General features: G+C 68.3%; 17 protein-coding genes and 1 pseudogene. 8 read left to right on the forward strand and 10 right to left on the reverse strand.

Features of this window, described 5'->3' with window-relative positions:
• From P3W85_RS37165 to P3W85_RS37175, 3 genes are all read left to right on the forward strand, one after another.
• A partial coding sequence (locus P3W85_RS37165; RefSeq protein ID WP_276268459.1) for an alpha/beta fold hydrolase occupies positions 1-465 on the forward strand: 465 nt, incomplete at its 5' end.
• Positions 466-551: 86 nt separating this feature from the next.
• Positions 552-1796, forward strand: a complete 1245-nt coding sequence (locus P3W85_RS37170; protein WP_276268460.1) for an acyl-CoA dehydrogenase family protein — start codon at positions 552-554, stop codon at positions 1794-1796.
• Positions 1793-3349, forward strand: a complete 1557-nt coding sequence (locus tag P3W85_RS37175) for a class I adenylate-forming enzyme family protein (RefSeq protein ID WP_276268461.1) — start codon at positions 1793-1795, stop codon at positions 3347-3349. Before P3W85_RS37170 ends, P3W85_RS37175 begins: the two co-directional genes overlap by 4 nt.
• A 24-nt stretch (positions 3350-3373) precedes the next feature.
• On the opposite strand, the gene P3W85_RS37180 is transcribed toward P3W85_RS37175, so the two are convergent.
• Positions 3374-4264 carry a LysR family transcriptional regulator gene (locus tag P3W85_RS37180; protein WP_017227631.1) on the reverse strand — a complete coding sequence of 297 codons (891 nt, stop codon included), beginning with the start codon at positions 4262-4264 and terminating at the stop codon, positions 3374-3376.
• Positions 4265-4455: 191 nt separating this feature from the next.
• On the opposite strand from P3W85_RS37180, the gene P3W85_RS37185 reads away from it, so the two are divergent.
• Positions 4456-5403, forward strand: coding sequence for a cyclase family protein (locus P3W85_RS37185; RefSeq protein WP_276268470.1), 948 nt, complete (start codon positions 4456-4458; stop codon positions 5401-5403).
• Positions 5404-5551: 148 nt separating this feature from the next.
• Positions 5552-6094: a peptide-methionine (S)-S-oxide reductase MsrA gene (msrA, locus tag P3W85_RS37190; protein ID WP_276268462.1), complete on the forward strand. Its 543-nt coding sequence runs from the start codon at positions 5552-5554 to the stop codon at positions 6092-6094.
• A gap of 16 nt (positions 6095-6110) precedes the next feature.
• Here msrA and P3W85_RS37195 read toward each other — a convergent pair whose 3' ends face one another.
• From P3W85_RS37195 to P3W85_RS37215, 5 genes are all read right to left on the reverse strand, one after another.
• Positions 6111-7187 (reverse strand): DUF72 domain-containing protein, encoded by a 1077-nt coding sequence (locus P3W85_RS37195; RefSeq protein ID WP_276268463.1) that lies wholly within the window; start codon positions 7185-7187, stop codon positions 6111-6113.
• Between the two features lie 8 nt (positions 7188-7195).
• A complete protein-coding gene (locus P3W85_RS37200) occupies positions 7196-8428 on the reverse strand; it encodes a class I SAM-dependent methyltransferase (RefSeq protein WP_017230277.1) in 1233 nt (410 codons plus the stop codon).
• Positions 8429-8631: 203 nt separating this feature from the next.
• Entirely contained in the window at positions 8632-9270 is a 639-nt protein-coding gene (pdxH, locus tag P3W85_RS37205) for a pyridoxamine 5'-phosphate oxidase (protein ID WP_017230276.1), read from the reverse strand.
• 132 nt (positions 9271-9402) lie between these two features.
• Positions 9403-10596 (reverse strand): MFS transporter, encoded by a 1194-nt coding sequence (locus P3W85_RS37210; protein WP_276268464.1) that lies wholly within the window; start codon positions 10594-10596, stop codon positions 9403-9405.
• A gap of 283 nt (positions 10597-10879) precedes the next feature.
• Entirely contained in the window at positions 10880-13159 is a 2280-nt protein-coding gene (locus P3W85_RS37215) for an AsmA family protein (protein WP_276268465.1), read from the reverse strand.
• A gap of 191 nt (positions 13160-13350) precedes the next feature.
• Here P3W85_RS37215 and tcdA point away from each other — a divergent pair, with 191 nt between their 5' ends.
• Positions 13351-14259, forward strand: a complete 909-nt coding sequence (gene tcdA, locus P3W85_RS37220; RefSeq protein ID WP_276268466.1) for a tRNA cyclic N6-threonylcarbamoyladenosine(37) synthase TcdA — start codon at positions 13351-13353, stop codon at positions 14257-14259.
• Between the two features lie 20 nt (positions 14260-14279).
• Here tcdA and P3W85_RS37225 read toward each other — a convergent pair whose 3' ends face one another.
• Positions 14280-14858, reverse strand: a complete 579-nt coding sequence (locus P3W85_RS37225; protein ID WP_017230910.1) for an AAA family ATPase — start codon at positions 14856-14858, stop codon at positions 14280-14282.
• 157 nt (positions 14859-15015) lie between these two features.
• Between P3W85_RS37225 and P3W85_RS37230 the strand changes: the two genes are divergently transcribed.
• Positions 15016-15456: a bacteriohemerythrin gene (locus P3W85_RS37230; RefSeq protein ID WP_276268467.1), complete on the forward strand. Its 441-nt coding sequence runs from the start codon at positions 15016-15018 to the stop codon at positions 15454-15456.
• A gap of 13 nt (positions 15457-15469) precedes the next feature.
• Here P3W85_RS37230 and P3W85_RS37235 read toward each other — a convergent pair whose 3' ends face one another.
• Complete coding sequence (locus P3W85_RS37235) at positions 15470-15859, reverse strand: cupin domain-containing protein (RefSeq protein ID WP_276268468.1); 390 nt, start codon at positions 15857-15859, stop codon at positions 15470-15472.
• A gap of 80 nt (positions 15860-15939) precedes the next feature.
• A complete protein-coding gene (gene trxA / locus P3W85_RS37240) occupies positions 15940-16785 on the reverse strand; it encodes a thioredoxin (protein ID WP_276268469.1) in 846 nt (281 codons plus the stop codon).
• A gap of 248 nt (positions 16786-17033) precedes the next feature.
• Between trxA and P3W85_RS37245 the strand changes: the two genes are divergently transcribed.
• On the forward strand, positions 17034-18752 hold the full coding sequence (locus tag P3W85_RS37245; RefSeq protein ID WP_035810705.1) for a long-chain fatty acid--CoA ligase: 1719 nt from the start codon (positions 17034-17036) through the stop codon (positions 18750-18752).
• 69 nt (positions 18753-18821) lie between these two features.
• Here P3W85_RS37245 and P3W85_RS37250 read toward each other — a convergent pair.
• Positions 18822-18912 (reverse strand): annotated as a pseudogene (locus P3W85_RS37250) (ankyrin repeat domain-containing protein); the annotation flags it as partial.

Genomic DNA, 18912 nt, shown 5'->3' on the forward strand with positions numbered 1-18912 from the left:
GTGCTGTCCGGCACCTCGCCCGCCTTCGGCAAGGCCGACGGACAGTGGCAGCGCGATTTCGTCGCCGCGCGCACGGCGCCGCTCGACGCCGGCAAGACCATGGCGCAGATGGCGGATGGGCTGGTGCGCGCGATGGTCGCGCCGCAAGCCGACGCCGATGCCGTGGCCTTCGCCGCCAGCGTGATGGCAGCGGTGCCGCCGGCCACCTATCGCGCCGCGTTGCAGGCGCTGGTGCGCTTCGACCGGCGCGAATCGCTCGCGCGCATTTCGGTGCCGGTGCTGGCGCTGGCGGGCGAGCACGATGCCAATGCGGCGCCCGCGGTGATGGAGCGCATGGCGCAGAAGATTGCCGGCGCGCAGTACCTGTGCCTGCCGGCGGCAGGCCATCTGGCCTGCATGGAACGGCCGGCGGATTTCAACGCCGCCGTACTCGGCTTTCTCGGCCGGCAGTTCCCCTTGCACTGAACTCCGCGTTGCCGGCTCGCCGGCGCGGCTCAAGAAAACCAACGAGGCGTCGCCGCATGCGGGCCGGTGCCCGGGAGACAACGATCATGCCACTGGAATTCATCCCCGCCGTCGGCAGCGCCGATTTCACCGAGGCGCAGGAGCGCCTGCTGGCGCTGGCAAACCGGCTCGGCCGCGAGCGCTTCGCGCCGCGCGCGGCGCAGTGGGACCGCGAGGCCAGCTTCCCTTTCGCCAACTACGACGACCTGCGCGAGGCCGGTCTGCTGGCCCTGTGCGTGCCGCGCGAGTTCGGTGGCGAGGGCGCGGACTTCGCCACCTATTGCATGGTGGGCGCGGAGATCGGCCGCTTCTGCGGCGCCACCGCGCTAACCTACAACATGCATATCTGCTCGACCATGTGGACCGGCATGCTGTCCGACGGCATCGCCATGACGCCCGGGCAGCGCGCCGAGCACGAAGCGCGCCGCGAGCTGCATTTCGCGCGCGTGGTCAGGGACGGCGCGATCTACGCCCAGCCCTTCTCCGAAGGCTCGGCCGCCGCCGCCGGGCGCGCGCCGTTCGGCACCAGCGCGCGCAAGGTGGAAGGCGGCTGGGTGCTCAACGGCCGCAAGATCTTCGCCTCGCTGTCGGGCGCGGCGGACTACTACGGCATCCTGTGCACGGAGGAATGCGCGGACCATTCGCCCGATATGCGCGACACGCTCTACATCGCGGTGCCGGGCAACGCCGAGGGCCTGACCGTGACCGGCGAGTGGGATCCGATGGGCATGCGCGGCACGGTCTCGCGCACGCTGCTGCTCAAGGATGTGTTCGTGGCCGACCAGGAGCAGCTGATGCCGCGCGGCGTCTACTACAAGGCCGCGCAGACCTGGCCGGCGATGTTCTTCACGCTCTCGCCGACCTATCTGGGCGTGGCGCAGGCCGCCTACGACTTCACCGTGCAATACCTGCGCGGCGAGGTGCCGGGCCAGCCGCCGGTCAAGCGCCGCATGTATCCCACCAAGCAGATCGCGGTGGCGCAGATGCGCATCCAGCTCGAGAACCTGCGTTCGATCTTCTGGCGCGTGATTCACGAAGCCTGCGCCAGTCCGGGGAAGGACGCGCGCATGCGCCTGTACGCCGCGCACTACACGGTGATGGAGGGCGCCAACGATATTGCCAGGCTGGCGATCCGCACCTGCGGTGGCCAGTCGATGCTCAAGGACCTGCCGCTCGAACGCCTCTACCGCGATTCGCGCTGCGGCGCACTGATGCTGCCCTGGACCGCCGAACTGATCCTGGACCGGATGGGCCGCGAGACTCTCTACGAATCGGGCGAGCGCGACGAATGAGCGGGCGCGCAGACCGGCTCCTCGCAGGCACCGCTGAGCCCGGCAGCCTGCTGCGCGCGCTGCACGCGCAGGTCAGCGCCGCGCCGCAGCGTCCGGCGCTGCATAGCCCGGGCCGCACCATCAGCTACGGTAAGCTGTGGCGCCGCGTGGAGCGCGTCTGCGCCCACCTGTGCGGCAGCTGGGGCGTGCGGCCCGGCGATCGCGTGGCCACGCTGTGCCTGAACCACGATCTGCAACTGGCCATGCTGTTTGCATGCGCGCGGCTGGGCGCCATCTTCGTGCCCCTGAACTTCCGCCTGGCGGTGCCGGAGCTGAGCGCCATCGCCGCGCACGCGGGCATCCGGGTGCTGCTGCACGACGCGCCCCACGCGGCTGCCGCGGCAGCGGTGGCCGCCGCGGCGATGCAGGAGCCTGCCGCGCACGCACCCATCGAAAGCCTGATCGATCGGCCGGCGCCACGGGGTGCGCGCCTGCCCGCGCCATCCCGGCCGGCCGACGAGGCGCCGTTGCTGCTGGCGTACACCTCCGGGTCCACCGGCCAGCCCAAGGGCGCACTGCACACGCAGGCCGGCGTGCTGGCCAATGCCCGCGCGAGCTGGTGGGCGCATGGCATGACGCGGGACGACCATATCCTGTCCGTGCTGCCGCTGTTCCATGTGGGCGGCCTGTGCATCCAGACCTTGCCGGCTTTGCTGGCGGGGGCGCAGGTTACCCTGCACCAGCGCTTCGCGCCGGACGGCTGGCTGCAGGCGCTGGCGCAGACGCGGGCCACGCTGTCGCTGATGGTGCCGGCCACCCTGCGCGCGGTGCTGGAGCATCCGGGCTGGCCGGGCGCGGATCTTTCCTCGCTGCGCGGCGTGATGGCCGGCTCCTCGCCCATTCCCCGTGCCTATATCGACGCGTTCCATGCGCGCGGCATTCCGCTGGGCCAGGTCTATGGCGCCACCGAGACCGGTCCGGTGTCGGTCGTGCTGCGGCTGGACCAGGCCATGGCGCGGCCGGGCTACGCGGGCTGGCCCCAGCCGGAGGTGGCGGTGCGGCTGGCCAGTGCGGACGGCGCCGAAGTACCCGATGGCGAGGTCGGCGAGCTATGGCTGGCCGGCGCCAACCTGATGCAAGGCTATTGGCGCCAGCCCGATCATCCTGATTTCCGCGACGGCTGGTTCCATTCGGGCGACCTCGCGCACCGCAATGCCGACGGCTGCATCGAGGTGGTCGGGCGCAGCAAGGACATGATCATCTCCGGCGGGGAAAACATCTATCCGGCCGAGATCGAGAACGTGCTGCTGGGCTTGCCCGGCGTGCAGGACTGCGCGGTGGTCGGGCTGCCCGATGTGCACTGGGGCGAGGTGCCGGTCGCCGTGGTGGTGCCTGCCGCCGGCGCCGATCTCCGGGCGCTGGCACAGGAGCCGCTGCGCGAGGCCCTGGCCGGCCACATTGCCCGCTTCAAGCTGCCGCGGCGGGTCGTGCTGCTCGACAGTCTGCCCAAGAGCGCGCTCGGCAAGGTGCTCAAGCCGCAATTGCGGGCCATGCTGGAAATGTCGTCCGGCTAACGCGCAAGGCAGCGTGCGCATCTGCTATTGACCCTGCAGCGCCTGCGCCAGGAAGGCCACGAATACGCCAACCTTCCGTTGCAGGTGGCGATGGCTTGCATAGAGCGCGTAGATGCTGCGTCCGGCCAGCGCATGCTCGGGCAGCACCCTTACCAGATCGCCGCGCGCCAGCAACGGCTGCGCGATGAACGAGGGCAGCGCGCCGATGCCCATCCCGGCCAGCAGCATATCGCTGAGCAGCAGGCTGTTGTTCGCCGAGAAGCGGGCCGGCACGTCGATGCTGGTAGTTCCTAGTGGCCCCTCCAGGTGCCAGCTGCCCGGATAGTCGGCCAACTGGTAGGCAAGGCAATCGTGGCCGCGCAGGTCCTCGATGCTGCGTGGCGTGCCGCGGGCTGCCAGGTAGCCGGGAGCGGCGCAGATGAACTGCTCCATCTCGCCCAGCCGCCTTGCAACCAGGGATGAGTCCGCCAACGCGGAGCGGATGCGCAGCGACACATCGAAGCCCTCCGACACCAAGTCCAGCAGCCGGTCGTCCAGAGTCAGCTCGACCTGCAGCTGTGGGTAGCGCGCCATAAACGTCACCAGCAGGGGCGAAAGCACCTTGAGGCCGAACGACAGCGGCGCATTCACGCGCAGGCGGCCGCTGATCTCCTCCTTGCCGGCCGCCGTGGCCCGCTCCAGCGCATCCAACTCGTCGAGCAGGCGGCAGCATTCGGCAAAGTAGGCGCGGCCGGTCTCCGACAGGCTCATGCGCCGCGTGGTGCGCAGGATCAGCAGCGCGCCCAGGCGCGCCTCCAGTTGACGCACCTGCTTGCTGACCGCAGCGGTCGATTGCCCGAGATCGGCCGCGGCCTGGCTGAAGCTGTCGCGTTCCACCACCCGGCGGAAGGTCCGCATGGCAGCAAGCAGATCCATATATATTTTCCTTTTGGTTGAATATGTTTCTATGAATTCCCGGATTATCTACTGAAGAATGCCTAATAGGATGGCGGCATCGCTTCCACGCTGTGGAAAGCGCCACTCTTTCAGGAACTCCTATGTTGCAATCCATCCCGTCCTCTCTCTCCCGCGCCGCCGGGCGCCGGCTCGCCAGGTTTTCCCTGTCGATGATGTTCGCAGTGCTGAGCGGTACCGCCGGCGCGGCGCCTCAGGTGGGCGTCAGCCCCTGGGGTCCCAAGGATGAGATCGGCCGCCTCAACCTGATCACCCCGGCCTCGCGCGCCGCCATCATGGCGCGCGTCTCCGGCACGCAGGCCTACGATCTGGCGGTGGATTACTTCATCGGCATGCCGAGCTGGCAGGCAGCCGGCGATCCGCCGTACCAGATGTGGATGACCCATACCCCGCACGGCAACCTGGTGGCCGACTCCATGCAGGTAGGCGAGGCGATGAACCGGCATGTCAGCTACAGCGGGTCGGCGGTTTCCATGTATGCGCACATGGGCACGCATATCGATGCGCTCAACCACTTCGGCCTGAACGGAAAGATCTGGAACGGTTATTCCGCCGCCGAGCACCTGGGCGATCGCGGCTGGAAAGTCACCGGCGCGGAGAAGCTGCCGCCGATCGTCGCCCGCGGCGTGCTGATCGATGTGGCTGCGGCCAAGGGATTGGATATGCTGCCCGACAACTACCGGGTGACCCGGCAGGACCTGCGCGAAGCGCTGGCCAGGCAAGGCGTCGGGTTGCAGAAAGGCGACGTGGTGCTGATCCGCACGGGGCGCATGCAACACTATGAAAATGCCCAGGCGTACATGGCCAACCCGCCAGGCCTTGGCCTGGACGCGGCCAGGTTTCTGGTGGAGGAAGGCGGCGCCATGGTGGTCGGCGCCGACAACCTGAGCTTTGAGACGTTTCCCGCGGAAGTGCCCGACAACTACATCCCGGTGCATACCTATCTGCTGGCACAGCAAGGCGCCTTCATCATTGAACTGGTGAATCTCGAGGCGTTGTCGCGCGACCGGGTCTATGAGTTTGCCTTTATCGGCGCATCGCTGAAGTTCCGCGGGGCCGATGCCGCGCCGATCCGGCCGGTTGCCTTGCCTCTCCGGTAGTCACCGCCAGAGATCGGCGGCCTTTCGCGCTGCCGAGCCCCCCGACTCTCGTTGCCGTGCCCCCGGCCGGCGGGCACGGTCACTCGCCGGCGGCATGCCGGTTGCCGAACGAGTATGCTAGCTATTATCACGAGCCGGAGAAATCAAGATGGACAACGAGCGGGAAATCGCCACCCTGGGGGGAGGTTGCTTCTGGTGCCTGGAAGCGGTGTACCAGCAGGTCAGGGGGGTGCGGGCCGTGGAGTCGGGTTATACCGGCGGCCACGTGAACCATCCGACTTACGAGCAGGTGTGCGGCGGCGACACCGGACACGCCGAAGTGGTGCGCGTGAGTTTCGATCCGTCGGTGATCACGTTCCGCGAGATCCTGGAGATCTTCTTCGGCATCCACGATCCCACCACGCTTGACCGCCAGGGCAACGACGTGGGCACGCAGTACCGTTCCGCCATCTTCACCCATAGCGAAGCGCAGCGCGCCACGGCCGAGTACGTGATGCGCGAAGTGGCCGCGCAGCAGCTCTACGATGCGCCGCTGGTGACGCAGGTCGAGCCCGCGCAGCCGTACTGGCGCGCCGAGGAAAGCCACCAGAACTATTTCCAGAGCCATCCCAACCAGGGCTATTGCTCCTACGTGATCTCACCCAAGCTGGCCAAGTTCCGGCAGAAGTTCGCGCATCTGCTGAACCGGTGAGGCGCAGGCCTGCCGCTCACTCCGTGGCGAGCAATTCCGCGATGGCCTCGGCCAGACGCAGGCAGGTCAGCGGGGCCGAGCCTTCGGCCTTGTTGCTGACGATGACGTAGGCGGGCTGCCCGGCCCGGAGCGTGCGGACCACCTGCGCGGCGATCACCGCGCGGGTATGCGGGTCTTCGTCGATCAGCCGGTCGAAGGGGGCATAGCGCGATTCGGCCTGCTCGTAGGCAAAGCCGGCATGCAGCATCCAGCGCAGCACCAGGGGGCCTGGCGCGCCCTCGTCCATCAGCGCCTGCGCGGGTACCTGCCGTTCGGCGGCGGGCATGCGCTCGCGCGCGGACAGGCAGAAGCGCACCCCGCGTGCGCGCAGCAGCTTGATAAAGCGCGGCGTCAGCAGCGCCGCGTCGCGCAGTTCCACCGCGTAGCAGGCATCGGGCGTCACGGCCGGATCGAGCTGGGGCAGGGCGCCGAGGAAGGCATCGAGCCGCGACAGGAAGCCGGCGGCGTCGGTAGCCATGGTTCCCAGCGGCGACAGCTGGAACAGCAGCGGCCCGCATTTGGCGCCAAGACCCGCCGTGGCGGGCGCGATAAAGTCGCGTGCGGCGATGGCGGCGTCGAGGAAGCTGGCATTGGCCAGCCTTCCCGCGCCCTCCGAGGTGCGCAGCCACGGATCGCATACGCTGGCGGGCGCCTTGACCAGGAAGCGGAAACCGGCCGGCACCTGGGCCGCGTAGGCCAGGTAGTCGGCCAGCGGGATCGGCGCGTAGAAACCGCGATCGATGCCGGCGGCGCGCAGCAAGGGGTGCTGGGAGTAGGCGGCCAGTCCTTTGCGCGAAAGCAGGCTGTCGCTGTATTCCCCCTGGTAGACCAGTCCGTTCCAGCCGCCATAGGACCATGACGAGGTGCCGAGATGCAGGCCCGCCGGCAGGCGCCCGGCCAGGGCCAGCAGGGCGGGGTCCGGCGGCGGCGCCAGCACGCTCTTGCCGCGGGCGGGCCTGGTGGCGGACGCCGGCGGGCCGGCATGCGTTGCGGTGTCGGCGGAAGGGGGCGGCGCGGGTGGTTCCAGCAGGCCGCCGAACAAGTCTTCAGTCAAGCAGATATTCAGTCGAGCGATTTATCGTAGATATAGCGGCGCGACCAGGGCAGGCTCTGCGACGACAGCCCGGACTTATGGCACACCACCTGGTAGATCGACATCTGGTCGGTGTCGAAGGCATGCGCGCAGCCTGCCAGGTAGACGCGCCAGATGCGGTATTTCTTTTCGCCCACCATGGCGCGGATGGTATCACCCTGCGCCTCGAAATTTTCCGCCCAGTGGCGCAGCGTGCGCGTGTAATGGTGGCGCAGCAGTTCCACGTCGGTGGCCTCCAGGCCGCCGCGCTGCAGCGTGTTGAGCACCATGCCGATGTGCGGCAGCTCGCCCTGCGGGAAGACGTAGCGGTCCATGAACTCGGAGCCGTCCATGGGCGTGGCGCCGCTTTCCGGGTCGGGCGAGGTGATGCCGTGGTTCATGGCGAAGCCATCCTCGGCCAGCAACTCGCGCATGCGGCTGAAGTAGCCGATCAGGTTGTTCTTGCCCACGTGCTCGAACATGCCGACGCTGGTGATCCGGTCGAAGGTGCCCGCGATGTCGCGGTAATCCTGCAGGCGGATCTCGATGCGGTCGGACAGTCCCGCCTGCCGGACACGTTCGGTGGCGAGATCGAACTGGTTTTGCGACAGCGTGATGCCGACGCAGCGCGCCCCGAATTTTTCAGCGGCGCGCAGCACCAGCGCGCCCCAGCCGCAGCCGATGTCGAGCAGGGTCTGGCCGGGCTGCAGCCGGATCTTGGTGAGGATGTGGTCGATCTTCTTGCGCTGCGCGGTGGCCAGGTCTTCGTTGCCATGCTCGAAGTAGGCGCACGAGTACACCATGGCCGGGTCCAGCCAGAGCCGGTAGAACTCGTTGGAGACGTCGTAGTGGTATTGGATCGAGGCCTTGTCGGCCGCCTTGGTATGCACGAAATGCTGTGCCACGCGCGCCAGCGCGCCGCCGGCCTGTGCGCTGGCGGCGGCCGAGAAGCGGTAGGCCACCGCGATGATGTCGCTCAGCTTGCCATCCAGGTCGATCTTCTCCTGCACATAGGCTTCGCCGAGATTGTCCAGGCTGGGCGTGAGCAACAGCGGCAGGGCGCCGGCCTCGCGCACGGTCAGCGTGACCGACGGCTGCTCGAAACGGCCGAGCGGATACTCGTTGCCATTCCACAGCCGAAGCTTGACGGGTAGGTTGGCCCGCTCGCGCAGGTCGGCGATCCAGTGATCCAGTTGCTTGTCCAGTGCTTGCTTGAAAAACATGCGGCTTCCCTCCTGACGGTTGCGGCATACTCCTCGAACTACAGCAGAGGGCAGGCGGGGCCTGCTCCTGGCGGCCGCTTCCGGGTGGAAGCGGCCTATATTCACTTTACGACAAATCCAAATTTTGTGCAGTGCGCGACCTCGCTGCCCGCCAGGACACGAACGCGTGCGGCGCGCCTGCCGCTACCCGCATGCGCCGCCATTCATGGCGACAGGCGCACGATCTGCCAGCGGCCGTCCGGCAGCAGCCGGTACGCAATGCGGTCGTGCAGGCGCGACGGGCGTCCCTGCCAGAACTCGATGCGGGTCGGCACCAGCCGGTAGCCGCCCCAGTGCGCCGGGCGCGGCGGGTTGTCGCCGAACTTGGCGCGGAAGTCCGCTTCGCGCTGTTCCAGCACCGCGCGGTCCGGGACTTCGCGGCTCTGCTCCGAGGCCCATGCCCCGAGGCGCGAGCCGAGCGGCCGCGTGGCATAGTAAGCATCGCTCTCGCTATCGGTAACTTTTTCAACATGTCCTTCCACGCGTACCTGGCGCTCCAGCTGCACCCAGTGGAACAGCAGCGCCGCGCGCGGGTTGGCGGCAAGGTCCAGGCCCTTGCGGCTTTCATAATTGGTGAAGAAGGTGAAGCCGCTGGCATCCATGCCCTTGAGCAGCACAATCCGTGCCGAAGGCTGACCATCGGCGTCGACGGTGGCCAGCGTCATGGCGTTGGGCTCGGGCAGCTTGGCGTGTATGGCTTCATCGAACCAGCGCTGGAACTGGCTGATAGGATCGGGTGCCACATCGGATTCGGAGAGCGAACCGAGTACGTAGGTTCGGCGGAGGTCGGCGAGTTGGGTCATGTCGGATCAGGTATCGAGTCAGCAGGCCGCGCGCGGGGCAAGCATGCCCGGCATCGGCGGCCTGTCTGCTTTGAGTATAGCGAAAGCGCACCAAGCCGCATTTGCGCGCACGCAAGTCCCCGCCAGTGCCGTTCAGGCCGGTGGCGGGGGCAGCTTGCGGGCGTGGCCGCGCGAGTAGTAGCCCGCCACCCCCATCGCGCCCGCCATCGACAGGAAGATCGGCAGCATGCCAAGCGCCGTGCCCACCACGCCGAAGGTCAGCGGCCACACCACCTGGCTGGTGTTGAGCACCGCCGAGCGCAGGCCCAGCGCTTCGCCGGCGCGCCCCGAAGGCGATGCCGTGTGCAGGATGTTCATCACGTTGGGCTGGGCGCTGCCCAGGGCGAGGCCGAGCAGGAAAGCCAGGCAGCACATCAGCCAGAACTCGGCGACGAACGGGTAGATCAGGTAGGCCACCGCGCCCACCAGCAGCGCGCCGCGAATCACCTTCCACTCGGACAGCCGGCGCGACACCAGCGGCATCGCCACGCGGATGGCAAAGGTGGCAATGGCGAAGGCGCCCAGCACCCAGCCGATCGACGAGGGGGAGAGACCGACCCGGGTGCCCTGGATGGGAATCAGGAAGGCATGCAGGTCCCAGGCCGCCGACAGCACGGCGCTGGCGATAAAGACCGCGCGCAATTCCGGGTGCGCGAGCAAGCCCAGGGTGGAGTTGCGGCTACCGTCCACGATCGCGCCGCGCGCGGCCCGCCCGCCTTGCGCCGGCAGCCTGCCGCGCACCAGATGCAGCCCCAGCAGGCCGGCGGCCGCCACGGCCACCAGCGCGAAGAATGCCGGGCGGTAGCCGGCGTGCTCGATCACATAGCCCATCACCACCGGGCCCAGCGTGCCGGAGAACGACAGTCCGAGCGCGTGCAGCGTGTAGTTGCGCAGCCGGGTGCCGTCGGTGGAAATCTGTCCGATCAGCAACTGCATGGCGACCTGCACCAGCATGAAGCCCACGCCGATCAGCGCGCAGGAGAGGTAGAGCGCGGCAATGCCCGGCCACACCGCCGGCAGCAGGGTGCCGGCGACCACCATCAGCGAACCCGCCGTCATCGGCTTGCGCGGCCCGATCTCGTCGATGCGCTTGCCGGCGCGGATGGCCAGCAGCATCGGCAGCAGCGCATAGAGCGACATCAGCATGCCAAGCGTGACGGTCGAGGCCTTGAGGGAGAGGGCAAACAGCGATACCACGACGCGGCTGGCGTTGAAGGCCACGTGGTTGCACACCGTTAGCGCGATCAGGCAGCTGATCGGCGGGACGGTGGCGTGGAGCGGCGTCATGCTGGGGCGGGGGCTGGAGGGAGAATCCGGGAAAAACAAGTGCGGCCTGGGCCGCACCTTTATAAGAACGCCGGTTCCGCAATGCATCCGCAGCCGGACATCCGCTTCGTGCCACTTATTGGTAACTTATTTGTAAATGGCTGTTTAATTATGCGAGCGATGTAGGCGATATACAACGTTCATTTGCACGGATGCACCAAAGTGTTGCGAAATTGCGTCGCAGAGGAAAAAGGTGCCGTCGCATGCGAGCCACGACCGCCTGGCGGCCGGACGGCGCAACTGCTCAGCCGCCCTGATAGAGCGAAGTGCCGGGCGCAGGCCGCGGGGGCAGGTCCGGGCGCACCGGCCGGGATTGGCTACCGGAGGCAGCGGCCGAGGGCTTGGCCCTGGCATCGGGCGAAGCCGGCGGGCTGGCGCCCTGGCCGGCTTTCCCGGCGCCCGGATCGCGGTACGCCTGGCCCGGCGGCGGCGCGGTGGGGCGTTTGCGCATGCCCGCCAGCAGCCGGCCGCACTGCGAGTCCTCGCCGGTGGACAGGTCCATCAACGGCAGGACGGTGGCAACCGGTGCTACCAGCGCCAGCGCCACGGCGCCGCCCGCGCGCAAGGCCAGCACGCCGATGTCCGGGCTGACCGAAGGCTTTTTCAGCGTGCCTCCCACATACAGCGGCGAACGCAGCGAGAAGATGCGCAGTCCCTTGGAGTCGGGGCGGACGGTCAGCGCGAGCCGCTCGCTGGCCAGGTCGACGGCGCCGCTGGTGTCGATCACGGCATCCTGGGTGTCGAGGACGAAGGTGCGTGCGCGGGCCACGCCCTTGGTAAAGGTGAAATCGCCGACGCCGCAGTTGATCTGCACCGGCTTGTCGCCGAACAGCTTGGCGATCACCACGCTGCCGACGTTCAGGCCCATGGCCTCCAGCAGGAACTTGCTGACCGTGCCGTTTTCCACCAGCAGCCTGGCTTCGCCGTTGGAGGTCCCGAGCAGGGCGGCCACTGAGTTGCCGGTAGCGCTCAACCTGGCGCTGCCGTTGAGTTCGCCGATGCTGGCGCGCATCGGCTCGAGCCTCGGAAACAGCTGCTTGAGCTTGAGGTGGCGTGCCTTCATGTCGATGGTGGCGGCCAGCGGCTCGCGCTTGCCGTCGAGCCGCAGCGCGGACGTCAGGTTGCCGCCGGCCACGCCGAAGTTCAGTGGATCGAGCGTCAGCACGCCGTCGTCCAGCTTGAGATGGGTGTCGAGATCGCTGATCGGCAGGTCGGCGGTGCGGATGATGCGCTTGCCGGTGAATCTCACATCGGCGTCGATGCTGTCCCAGCGTTCCGTGCGGAACGGCGCTACCGGCAGGGCCTTGCCGGCGGGCTGGCGCACCGTGCTGTCGGACGCGGCCTGGCCGGGCTTGGCATCCGCGCCGATCAGCGGCGCCAGGTCCTCGAAGCGAAGCTGGTTCGATTCCAGTTGGCCGGACAGCAGGGCGCGCGGCTGGCGCTGGGCATAGGTGAGCGAACCGCTCAGGTCGCTGCCGCCCACGTGGCCGGAGAACCTGTCATAGCGATACACGGATGCGCCCTTGCGCAGCGTCGCCACCAGCCTGCCGCGGGTTTCATACGGCGGGGTGCTGGGCAGCACGATGCCGCTCAGTGCATACAGGGAGGCCATGCTGTCGCCCGACAGCTGCAGGTGCATGTCGAGCGCGCCGAGGTGGGCGGGATTGGTGAGCGTGCCTTCCACCACCGCGCGCGTGTTGCCGACGCGCACGTCGGCCTGCAAGGGGAAGGGGACGTTCGCATCGCGCAGGCTCAACACCGTGCCGGCCTTGCCGGTGGCGTTGATGGTGGCCTGGTTGTAGCGGCCGGTGGCCTTCCAGCGGATACCGTAGCGCCGGCCTCCGGGTGCGGTTGCGGCTGCGCTGCCCGCCCCGGGCGCCTGGCTGGCCGCCCCTGTCGCCGTCGGGCCGGATGCCGGCGGCGCGATCAGCGCGCCGTCGCGGGTCTTGTCATAGAGCGCGGCGTCGCCGATGGAGTCCAGCCGCGCCTGCAGTTCCAGCTTCAGCACCTGGTCCGTCAGCGCCAGGTCGCCCCGCGCCAGCGAGACTTCGCCGATGTCGAGCTGCCAGCGCGAAGGCGCCTTGCTGGCGGGGGGCGTGAAGGTCCAGTTGTTGCGCTGGTCCGCCAGCCGCTCCAGCCAGACCGCCGGGCTGTCGATGACGATGGTGGGCACCGAGATCCGATGCGAGAGCAGGGGCAGCGGCCGCAGCACGAAGATCAGTTCGCGCACCGTGGCGAAATTGGGCTCGCGGGCCCAGAGGGGATTGCCGACGGTGATGTCGCGCGCGGAAAGCCGGGGCCAGGGCACCCAGGTATGCCAGCCGGTCTCGCCCTCGGCGCTGCGCCAGGTCAGGCTGAGATCGCCATTGACGGCGAAAGGCCGGTCGATGGCTTCGGAGACCTTCTGGTTCAGCCAGGGCTTGAGGCGATTCCAGTCGAAGTTCAGGAGAGCGACCGCCAGCGCCGCGATCAGCAGCAGCGGGGTCAGTACACTCCAGAGAACGGCCTTGCGGCGCAGGGTCATGGGTCGGTTTCCTGATCGGCGCGGCCCGCCGCAGCGTCTGCGGGACAATGCAGCGGTCGAACCGCGGCTGGGGGGCTGCGGTTATTGTATAGTTGCGCGCCCCGCTATCCTGTCGGCGCCCGGCCGACAAGGTGGCGCAACGCGCGCTTTCCCCCGCAGTGTCCTCCAATCAGCAAGCTTCGAGCGAAGAAATGAGCAATCTCGTCCCGGAAACATCCGCCCAGCCGGAGTTGGCGCAACTGCCGCCGGCGCTCGCCCACGAGAGCCCGGAGGAGGACGACTATCATCGCCGCTTCGGTGGCGTGGCGCGCCTGTACGGCGCGGCGGGCCTGGCGCGGCTTGAGGCGGCCAAGGTGTGCGTGGTCGGTATCGGCGGGGTGGGCAGCTGGGCGGCCGAGGCCCTGGCGCGAAATGCGGTCGGCCGCGTCACGCTGATCGATCTCGACCATATCGCGCTGTCCAATACCAACCGCCAGATCCACGCCCTGGGCGATGCCTATGGCCGCGCCAAGGTGCAGGCCATGGCCGAGCGGATGGTGCAGATCAACCCGCGCTGCCAGGTGCGGGAGGTGGATGACTTCGTGACGGTGGACAATGTGGCCGAGCTGCTGGACGGGCACGACTACATCATCGATGCCATCGACTCGGTCAAGGTCAAGATCGCCATGCTGGGCTGGGCCCGCCGCGTGGGCAGGCGCATCATCACCTGCGGCGGCGCCGGCGGCCAGCTCGACCCGACCCGTATCCGCGTGGTCGATTTCTCCCGTACCCAGCAGGACCCGCTGCTAGCCAAGGTGCGCTCCAGCCTGCGCAAGGACTGGGGCTGGCCGCGCAATCCCAAGCGGAAGTTCGGCATCGACGCGGTCTACTCGGACGAGCCCCTGCGCTATCCCGAGCCCGAACAGCAGGCCTGCGAGATCGACGAGGCCCCGGCGGCCGCTCCCGCCGCAGCACCGGCCGGCCCGCAGGGGCTGGCCTGCGCCGGCTTCGGCTCCTCGGTGGCGGTGACCGCGGTGTTCGGACTGGTGGCGGCCTCCACGGTGCTAAGCGCGCTGACCGCGCCAGACCCGGCGGCCCCGGATCCGGCGGCACCGGACTAAAGCCACGCGCGTGGCCGCCATCACGCCGCCAGGCGCGCCAGCAGGGCGGCGAATTCGGCCTCGCCGGGGGCGGTATTGTCGAAGTAGGCCAGCTCGGGATACTGCTCCGGCGCGGGCATGAAGCGCCGCGTCCGGTAGTCCTCCCAGTGCGCCAGCTTGTAGGCGTCGTTGGGATTGGCGCGCCGCACGATACGCGCGTGGGCCTCGTCTTCCGGCAGGTGCACCCAGAGCGTGCGCACCGTGGTGCCGGCTGGCATGCGCAGCCATGCTGGATCGTGCAACAGATGGTCGCGCACCTCGCGCGACAGCGGGCCCACCACGATCACGCTGATGCCGAGCAGAAGATTCTCGCGCGCGGTGTCGAGCAGGCCGTGGTATTCGGCATCGCGCAGGTACTTGAGATAGGTCGGGCTGTCGCGGTCGTTCGGGTCGCCGGTCAGCGCGCCCATCGCCGCGGCACTGTAGCCGCCGTAGAGCGTGTCCTTGTCCAGCAGGCAGAACGGTTCGCCGGTAGCCTGCATCAGCGGGCCGATCAGGCGGTGGGCCAGGGTGGTCTTGCCGGTGCCGGCATGGCCGCAGAAGAAGAGCAGTCGGGGCATTGGGGGGCCAGGGGGCAGCCTGGCGGGAGCGGAGTCCAGGCTCCAGCATAACCCCTGGACGTGGGCCAGCCCGGCACGACCGCGCCTTGTCCTGGATCAGGCCGCTGCACGGCAGATTCGGTATCCTTGCGGTTTGCCCGCTTCCGTCCTCCCTGTCATGACCGATTCTTCCGCACCGAGCACCGCCGCCCTTGCACCCGAGCTTTTGCTGGGCGAGCCGGTGACCGACGCCACCCACGCTGAATTCGTCCAGTTGCTGGATGCTGCCGCGCGCGCCGACGACGCCGGGTTCCTGGCGGCGCTGGACGAGTGGATCGACCATACCCGCCACCATTTCGGGCAGGAGGAAGCCTGGATGGAGGCGATGGCCTTCGGCCCGCAGCATTGCCATCGGGGCGAGCACGAGCAGGTGCTGGCGGTGGCCCGCGCGGTGCGCGACAAGGTCGCCGAGGGCGACCTGGCGCTGGGCAGGCGGCTGGTGTCGGAACTGCCCGGCTGGTTCGACCAGCATGTGAAGTCGATGGACGCGATGATGGTCGATCACATGCGCGAGAACGGCTTTTCGCTGATCGAGGCGCCGGCCGGGCAGGCTGCCTGAAGCGGCTGCCGCCTCAGCCGGCCCTGGCCGCGGCGCGGTCGAGCACGACGAAGTGCTTGCGCACCGCTTCGAGCACCTCGAACAGGCCGGTGAACCCGGCCGGGATCACGCAAGCGTCGCCGGGGCCGAATTCGCGGGCCTGGCCGGCGTCGTCGCTGATGCGGATGCGTCCGCTGATGACATGGAAGAACTCCTCCTTGCCGGCCGGGAACGCGATGCGCCAGGCGCCGGGCTCGCAAGCCCACACGCCGCAATCGAAATCGCCCTGGCCGGCGCTGTAGTGCGTCCAGGTGGTGCGCTCCGGGTTGCCGGCGACCAGCCGGTCGGGGCGTGGCCGGTCATGGCTGGGCAGGGGTTGCGCGTCGGTCTGGAAATCGGTCAGGCGGGGCAGGGAGGCGGTCACGGCGGAACTGGGGAATTAGGGAAACAGGGCAGGTGCGGCGGGAGAGCGGGCTGGCCCGCCCGCAGCATGCACCCGCCAGTTTAATTCAGCGCCGAGGCCAGTTGCCGGCGCCAGCGCGACACCGCCTCGGGCTGGTCGCCCATCAGCGCGAATACCGACAGCATGGTGGTCCGCCCGACATCGTCGCCGAAGGCCCGGTCTGCGCGCACGATGGCCAGCAGTTGCGCCAGCGCCGCCTCGTATTGCCGGTGCGCGATCAGGGCGCGCGCGAGGTTCAGGCGCGCCTGGAGATCGTCCGGCGCCGCGGCGATGCGGGCCATCAGGACAGCCGGGTCGGGCAGGCCGGAGACGCCGCGCATGGCCTCGATCCGGGTGCGCAGCGCGGCGAACCCATCCTCCTGGGTGGCGTCGGGCGATAGCATGCCGAACTCGGCCTCGGCTTGCTCCAGCGCGTCTTCGTCGAGCAGAAAACCGATGTACTCCAGGCGCGCCGCGTCGAAGCCGGGGTCGAAGGCCAGCGCCGCCTGGAACGCCGCACGGGCGGCGTCCTGATCGCCAGCGGCGGCGTGATCGCGCGCCGCGCGCAGGGCCACCTGGCCCGGGTCGGGCATCACGCGCGCAATGAACTCGCGCAGGCCGGACTCCGGCAGCACACCGGTGAACTGATCGACCGCCTGGCCGTCCGCGAACGCCACCACGTGCGGAATGCTGCGCACCCCGAAATGGGCCGCCAGCTCCTGGTTCTCGTCCACGTTCACCTTGGCCAGCCGCCATTTGCCGGCGGCTTCGCCTTCCAGCTTTTCCAGCATCGGCCCCAGGGTGCGGCAAGGTCCGCACCAGGGTGCCCAGAAATCCACCAGCACGGGGACATGGCGCGACGTGTCGATCACGTCGGCCTCGAAGTTCTGCAGGGTTACGTCGCTCATGGCTTGGTCTCGAGAAGTGGAGCCCCCGCGGCAGCGCCGCCGGGCAGGGCATTTCACCCTCTTCATTTTGGGGCGGGACCGGCCGAATGCAACCTTGCCGCGGTGGCGGGAGGGTAGACAAGGGTAAGCGATGGATTGAAAATAGAACGGTCGTTCGGTTATATTGATTGACCGGTATCTGATACGCATTGATACGCATCGACCCGCATGCCAAGACCACGGTCCTCGAGACCGCACAGGAGACCAATATGCAGACCCCTCAGCCCGCGCGCCCGCATTTCCAGTTCTGGCCCAAGCGCGTGCCCACCGAGATCGTGCTGCCGGAGACTTCGCTCTGGTACAACCTGGTGGTCTCCGCCCATCGCTACCCCGGCAAGGCGGCCATCCGGTATTTCGGCAACGCCATCAGCTTCCGGGAGCTCGAGGCCCAGGCCAGCGCAATGGCGGGCTGGCTGCAGCAAAAGGCGGGGGTGAAGAAGGGCGACCGGGTGCTGCTCTATATGCAGAACTGCCCGCAGTTCATCATTGCCTACTACGCCATCCTGCGCGCGGACGCGGTGGTGGTGCCGGTCAACCCGATGAACCGCGCCGAAGAATTCAAGCACTACATCAGCGACGCGCAGGCCCGCGTGGCGATCCTGAGCGCCGACCTGGCCGGCGGGGCCGAGCAGGCCAATGGCGAACTGCCGGCCGGCCAGCGCCTGCAGCATCTGCTGGTCACGCAATACAGCGACGCGCTGCCGCCCAGCTACGCGCATCCCGAAGACGCGCCGGCCGCCTGGCTGACCACCCAGCATCCCCTGCCCGCAGGCGCCACGCCGTGGGCCGAGGCGCTCGCCGCGCAACTGGTTCCGGCCCCGCATACCGCCGGCCCGGACGACATGGCGGTGATGCCCTACACCTCGGGTACCACCGGTTTCCCCAAGGGTTGCATCCACACCCATCGCTCGGTGATGCACAACGTCATCGGCGGCAGCATCTGGAGCGGCAGCGGCGCGGAATCGACCATCCTGTCGGTGCTGCCGCTGTTCCATGTGACCGGCATGCAGTACGGCATGAACGGCCCGATCTACAGCGGCGCCACCGTGGTGATGCTGCCGCGCTGGGATCGCGAAGTCGCCGGCCGGCTGATCTCGCGCTACCAGGTCACGCACTGGACCAATATTCCGACCATGGTGATCGATTTCCTGGCCAGCCCGAACCTGGAGCAGTTCGACCTGTCCAGCCTGCGTTATATCGGCGGCGGTGGCGCGGCCATGCCGCAGGCGATCGCGGAGCGCCTGAAGCAGCAGTTCGGCCTGAATTACCTGGAAGGCTACGGCCTGTCCGAGACCATGGCGCCGACCCACAGCAATCCGGGCGATCGCCCCAAGCTGCAGTGCCTGGGCGTGCCCTTCCTCAATACCGACGCGCGCGTGATCGACCCGGTGACGCTGGAGGAAATGCCGGTCAATGAAGTCGGCGAGATCATCGTGTGCGGCCCGCAGGTGTTCAAGGGCTACTGGGGCAAGCCCGATGCCACCCGCGATGCCTTCATCGAGTTCGACGGCAAGACCTTCTTCCGTACCGGCGACCTGGGCCGCATGGATGAGGACGGCTACTACTTCATCACCGACCGGCTCAAGCGCATGATCAATGCGTCAGGCTTCAAGGTGTGGCCGGCCGAAGTCGAGAACCTGCTGTACAAGCATCCCGACGTGCAGGAGGCCTGCATCATCGGCACGCGCGACGCCTACCGCGGCGAGACCGTGAAGGCCGTGGTGGTGCTCAAGACCCATGCCAAGGGCAAGACCACGCCCGAGGACATCATCGAGTGGGCCAAGGAGAACATGGCGGCCTACAAGTATCCGCGCGTGGTGGAGTTCGTCGATGCGCTGCCCAAATCGGGCACGGGCAAGGTGATGTGGCGCCACCTGCAGGAAAGCGAGAACGCGCGCAACGCCGGGGCTAAGCCGGCCGAGGCCTGATGCGCCGGCAAGTTGCCTGATGCGATGGCGGCGAGTTCCGGGCGCGCCCCGGGACGATCCGGCCGCGCCTCAGTGCCCGCGTTCGCGCATCAGCATCTTCACTATGGTCTTGTAGCTGCGCTCGCGCGCGTGCCGGGTCGGGCTGGTGCCGGCGCGGATG

The sequence above is a fragment of the Cupriavidus basilensis genome (assembly GCF_029335485.1).
GTDB lineage: Bacteria > Pseudomonadota > Gammaproteobacteria > Burkholderiales > Burkholderiaceae > Cupriavidus > Cupriavidus basilensis_E.

Coding starts and splice junctions, on each gene's coding strand:
- P3W85_RS37170 (WP_276268460.1), top strand. CDS start 552: ATGCCACTGGAATTCATCCCCGCCGTCGGCAGCGCCGATTTCACCGAG.
- P3W85_RS37175 (WP_276268461.1), top strand. CDS start 1,793: ATGAGCGGGCGCGCAGACCGGCTCCTCGCAGGCACCGCTGAGCCCGGC.
- P3W85_RS37180 (WP_017227631.1), bottom strand. CDS start 4,264: ATGGATCTGCTTGCTGCCATGCGGACCTTCCGCCGGGTGGTGGAACGC.
- P3W85_RS37185 (WP_276268470.1), top strand. CDS start 4,456: ATGATGTTCGCAGTGCTGAGCGGTACCGCCGGCGCGGCGCCTCAGGTG.
- msrA (WP_276268462.1), top strand. CDS start 5,552: ATGGACAACGAGCGGGAAATCGCCACCCTGGGGGGAGGTTGCTTCTGG.
- P3W85_RS37200 (WP_017230277.1), bottom strand. CDS start 8,428: ATGTTTTTCAAGCAAGCACTGGACAAGCAACTGGATCACTGGATCGCC.
- pdxH (WP_017230276.1), bottom strand. CDS start 9,270: ATGACCCAACTCGCCGACCTCCGCCGAACCTACGTACTCGGTTCGCTC.
- P3W85_RS37210 (WP_276268464.1), bottom strand. CDS start 10,596: ATGACGCCGCTCCACGCCACCGTCCCGCCGATCAGCTGCCTGATCGCG.
- P3W85_RS37215 (WP_276268465.1), bottom strand. CDS start 13,159: ATGACCCTGCGCCGCAAGGCCGTTCTCTGGAGTGTACTGACCCCGCTG.
- tcdA (WP_276268466.1), top strand. CDS start 13,351: ATGAGCAATCTCGTCCCGGAAACATCCGCCCAGCCGGAGTTGGCGCAA.
- P3W85_RS37225 (WP_017230910.1), bottom strand. CDS start 14,858: ATGCCCCGACTGCTCTTCTTCTGCGGCCATGCCGGCACCGGCAAGACC.
- P3W85_RS37230 (WP_276268467.1), top strand. CDS start 15,016: ATGACCGATTCTTCCGCACCGAGCACCGCCGCCCTTGCACCCGAGCTT.
- trxA (WP_276268469.1), bottom strand. CDS start 16,785: ATGAGCGACGTAACCCTGCAGAACTTCGAGGCCGACGTGATCGACACG.
- P3W85_RS37245 (WP_035810705.1), top strand. CDS start 17,034: ATGCAGACCCCTCAGCCCGCGCGCCCGCATTTCCAGTTCTGGCCCAAG.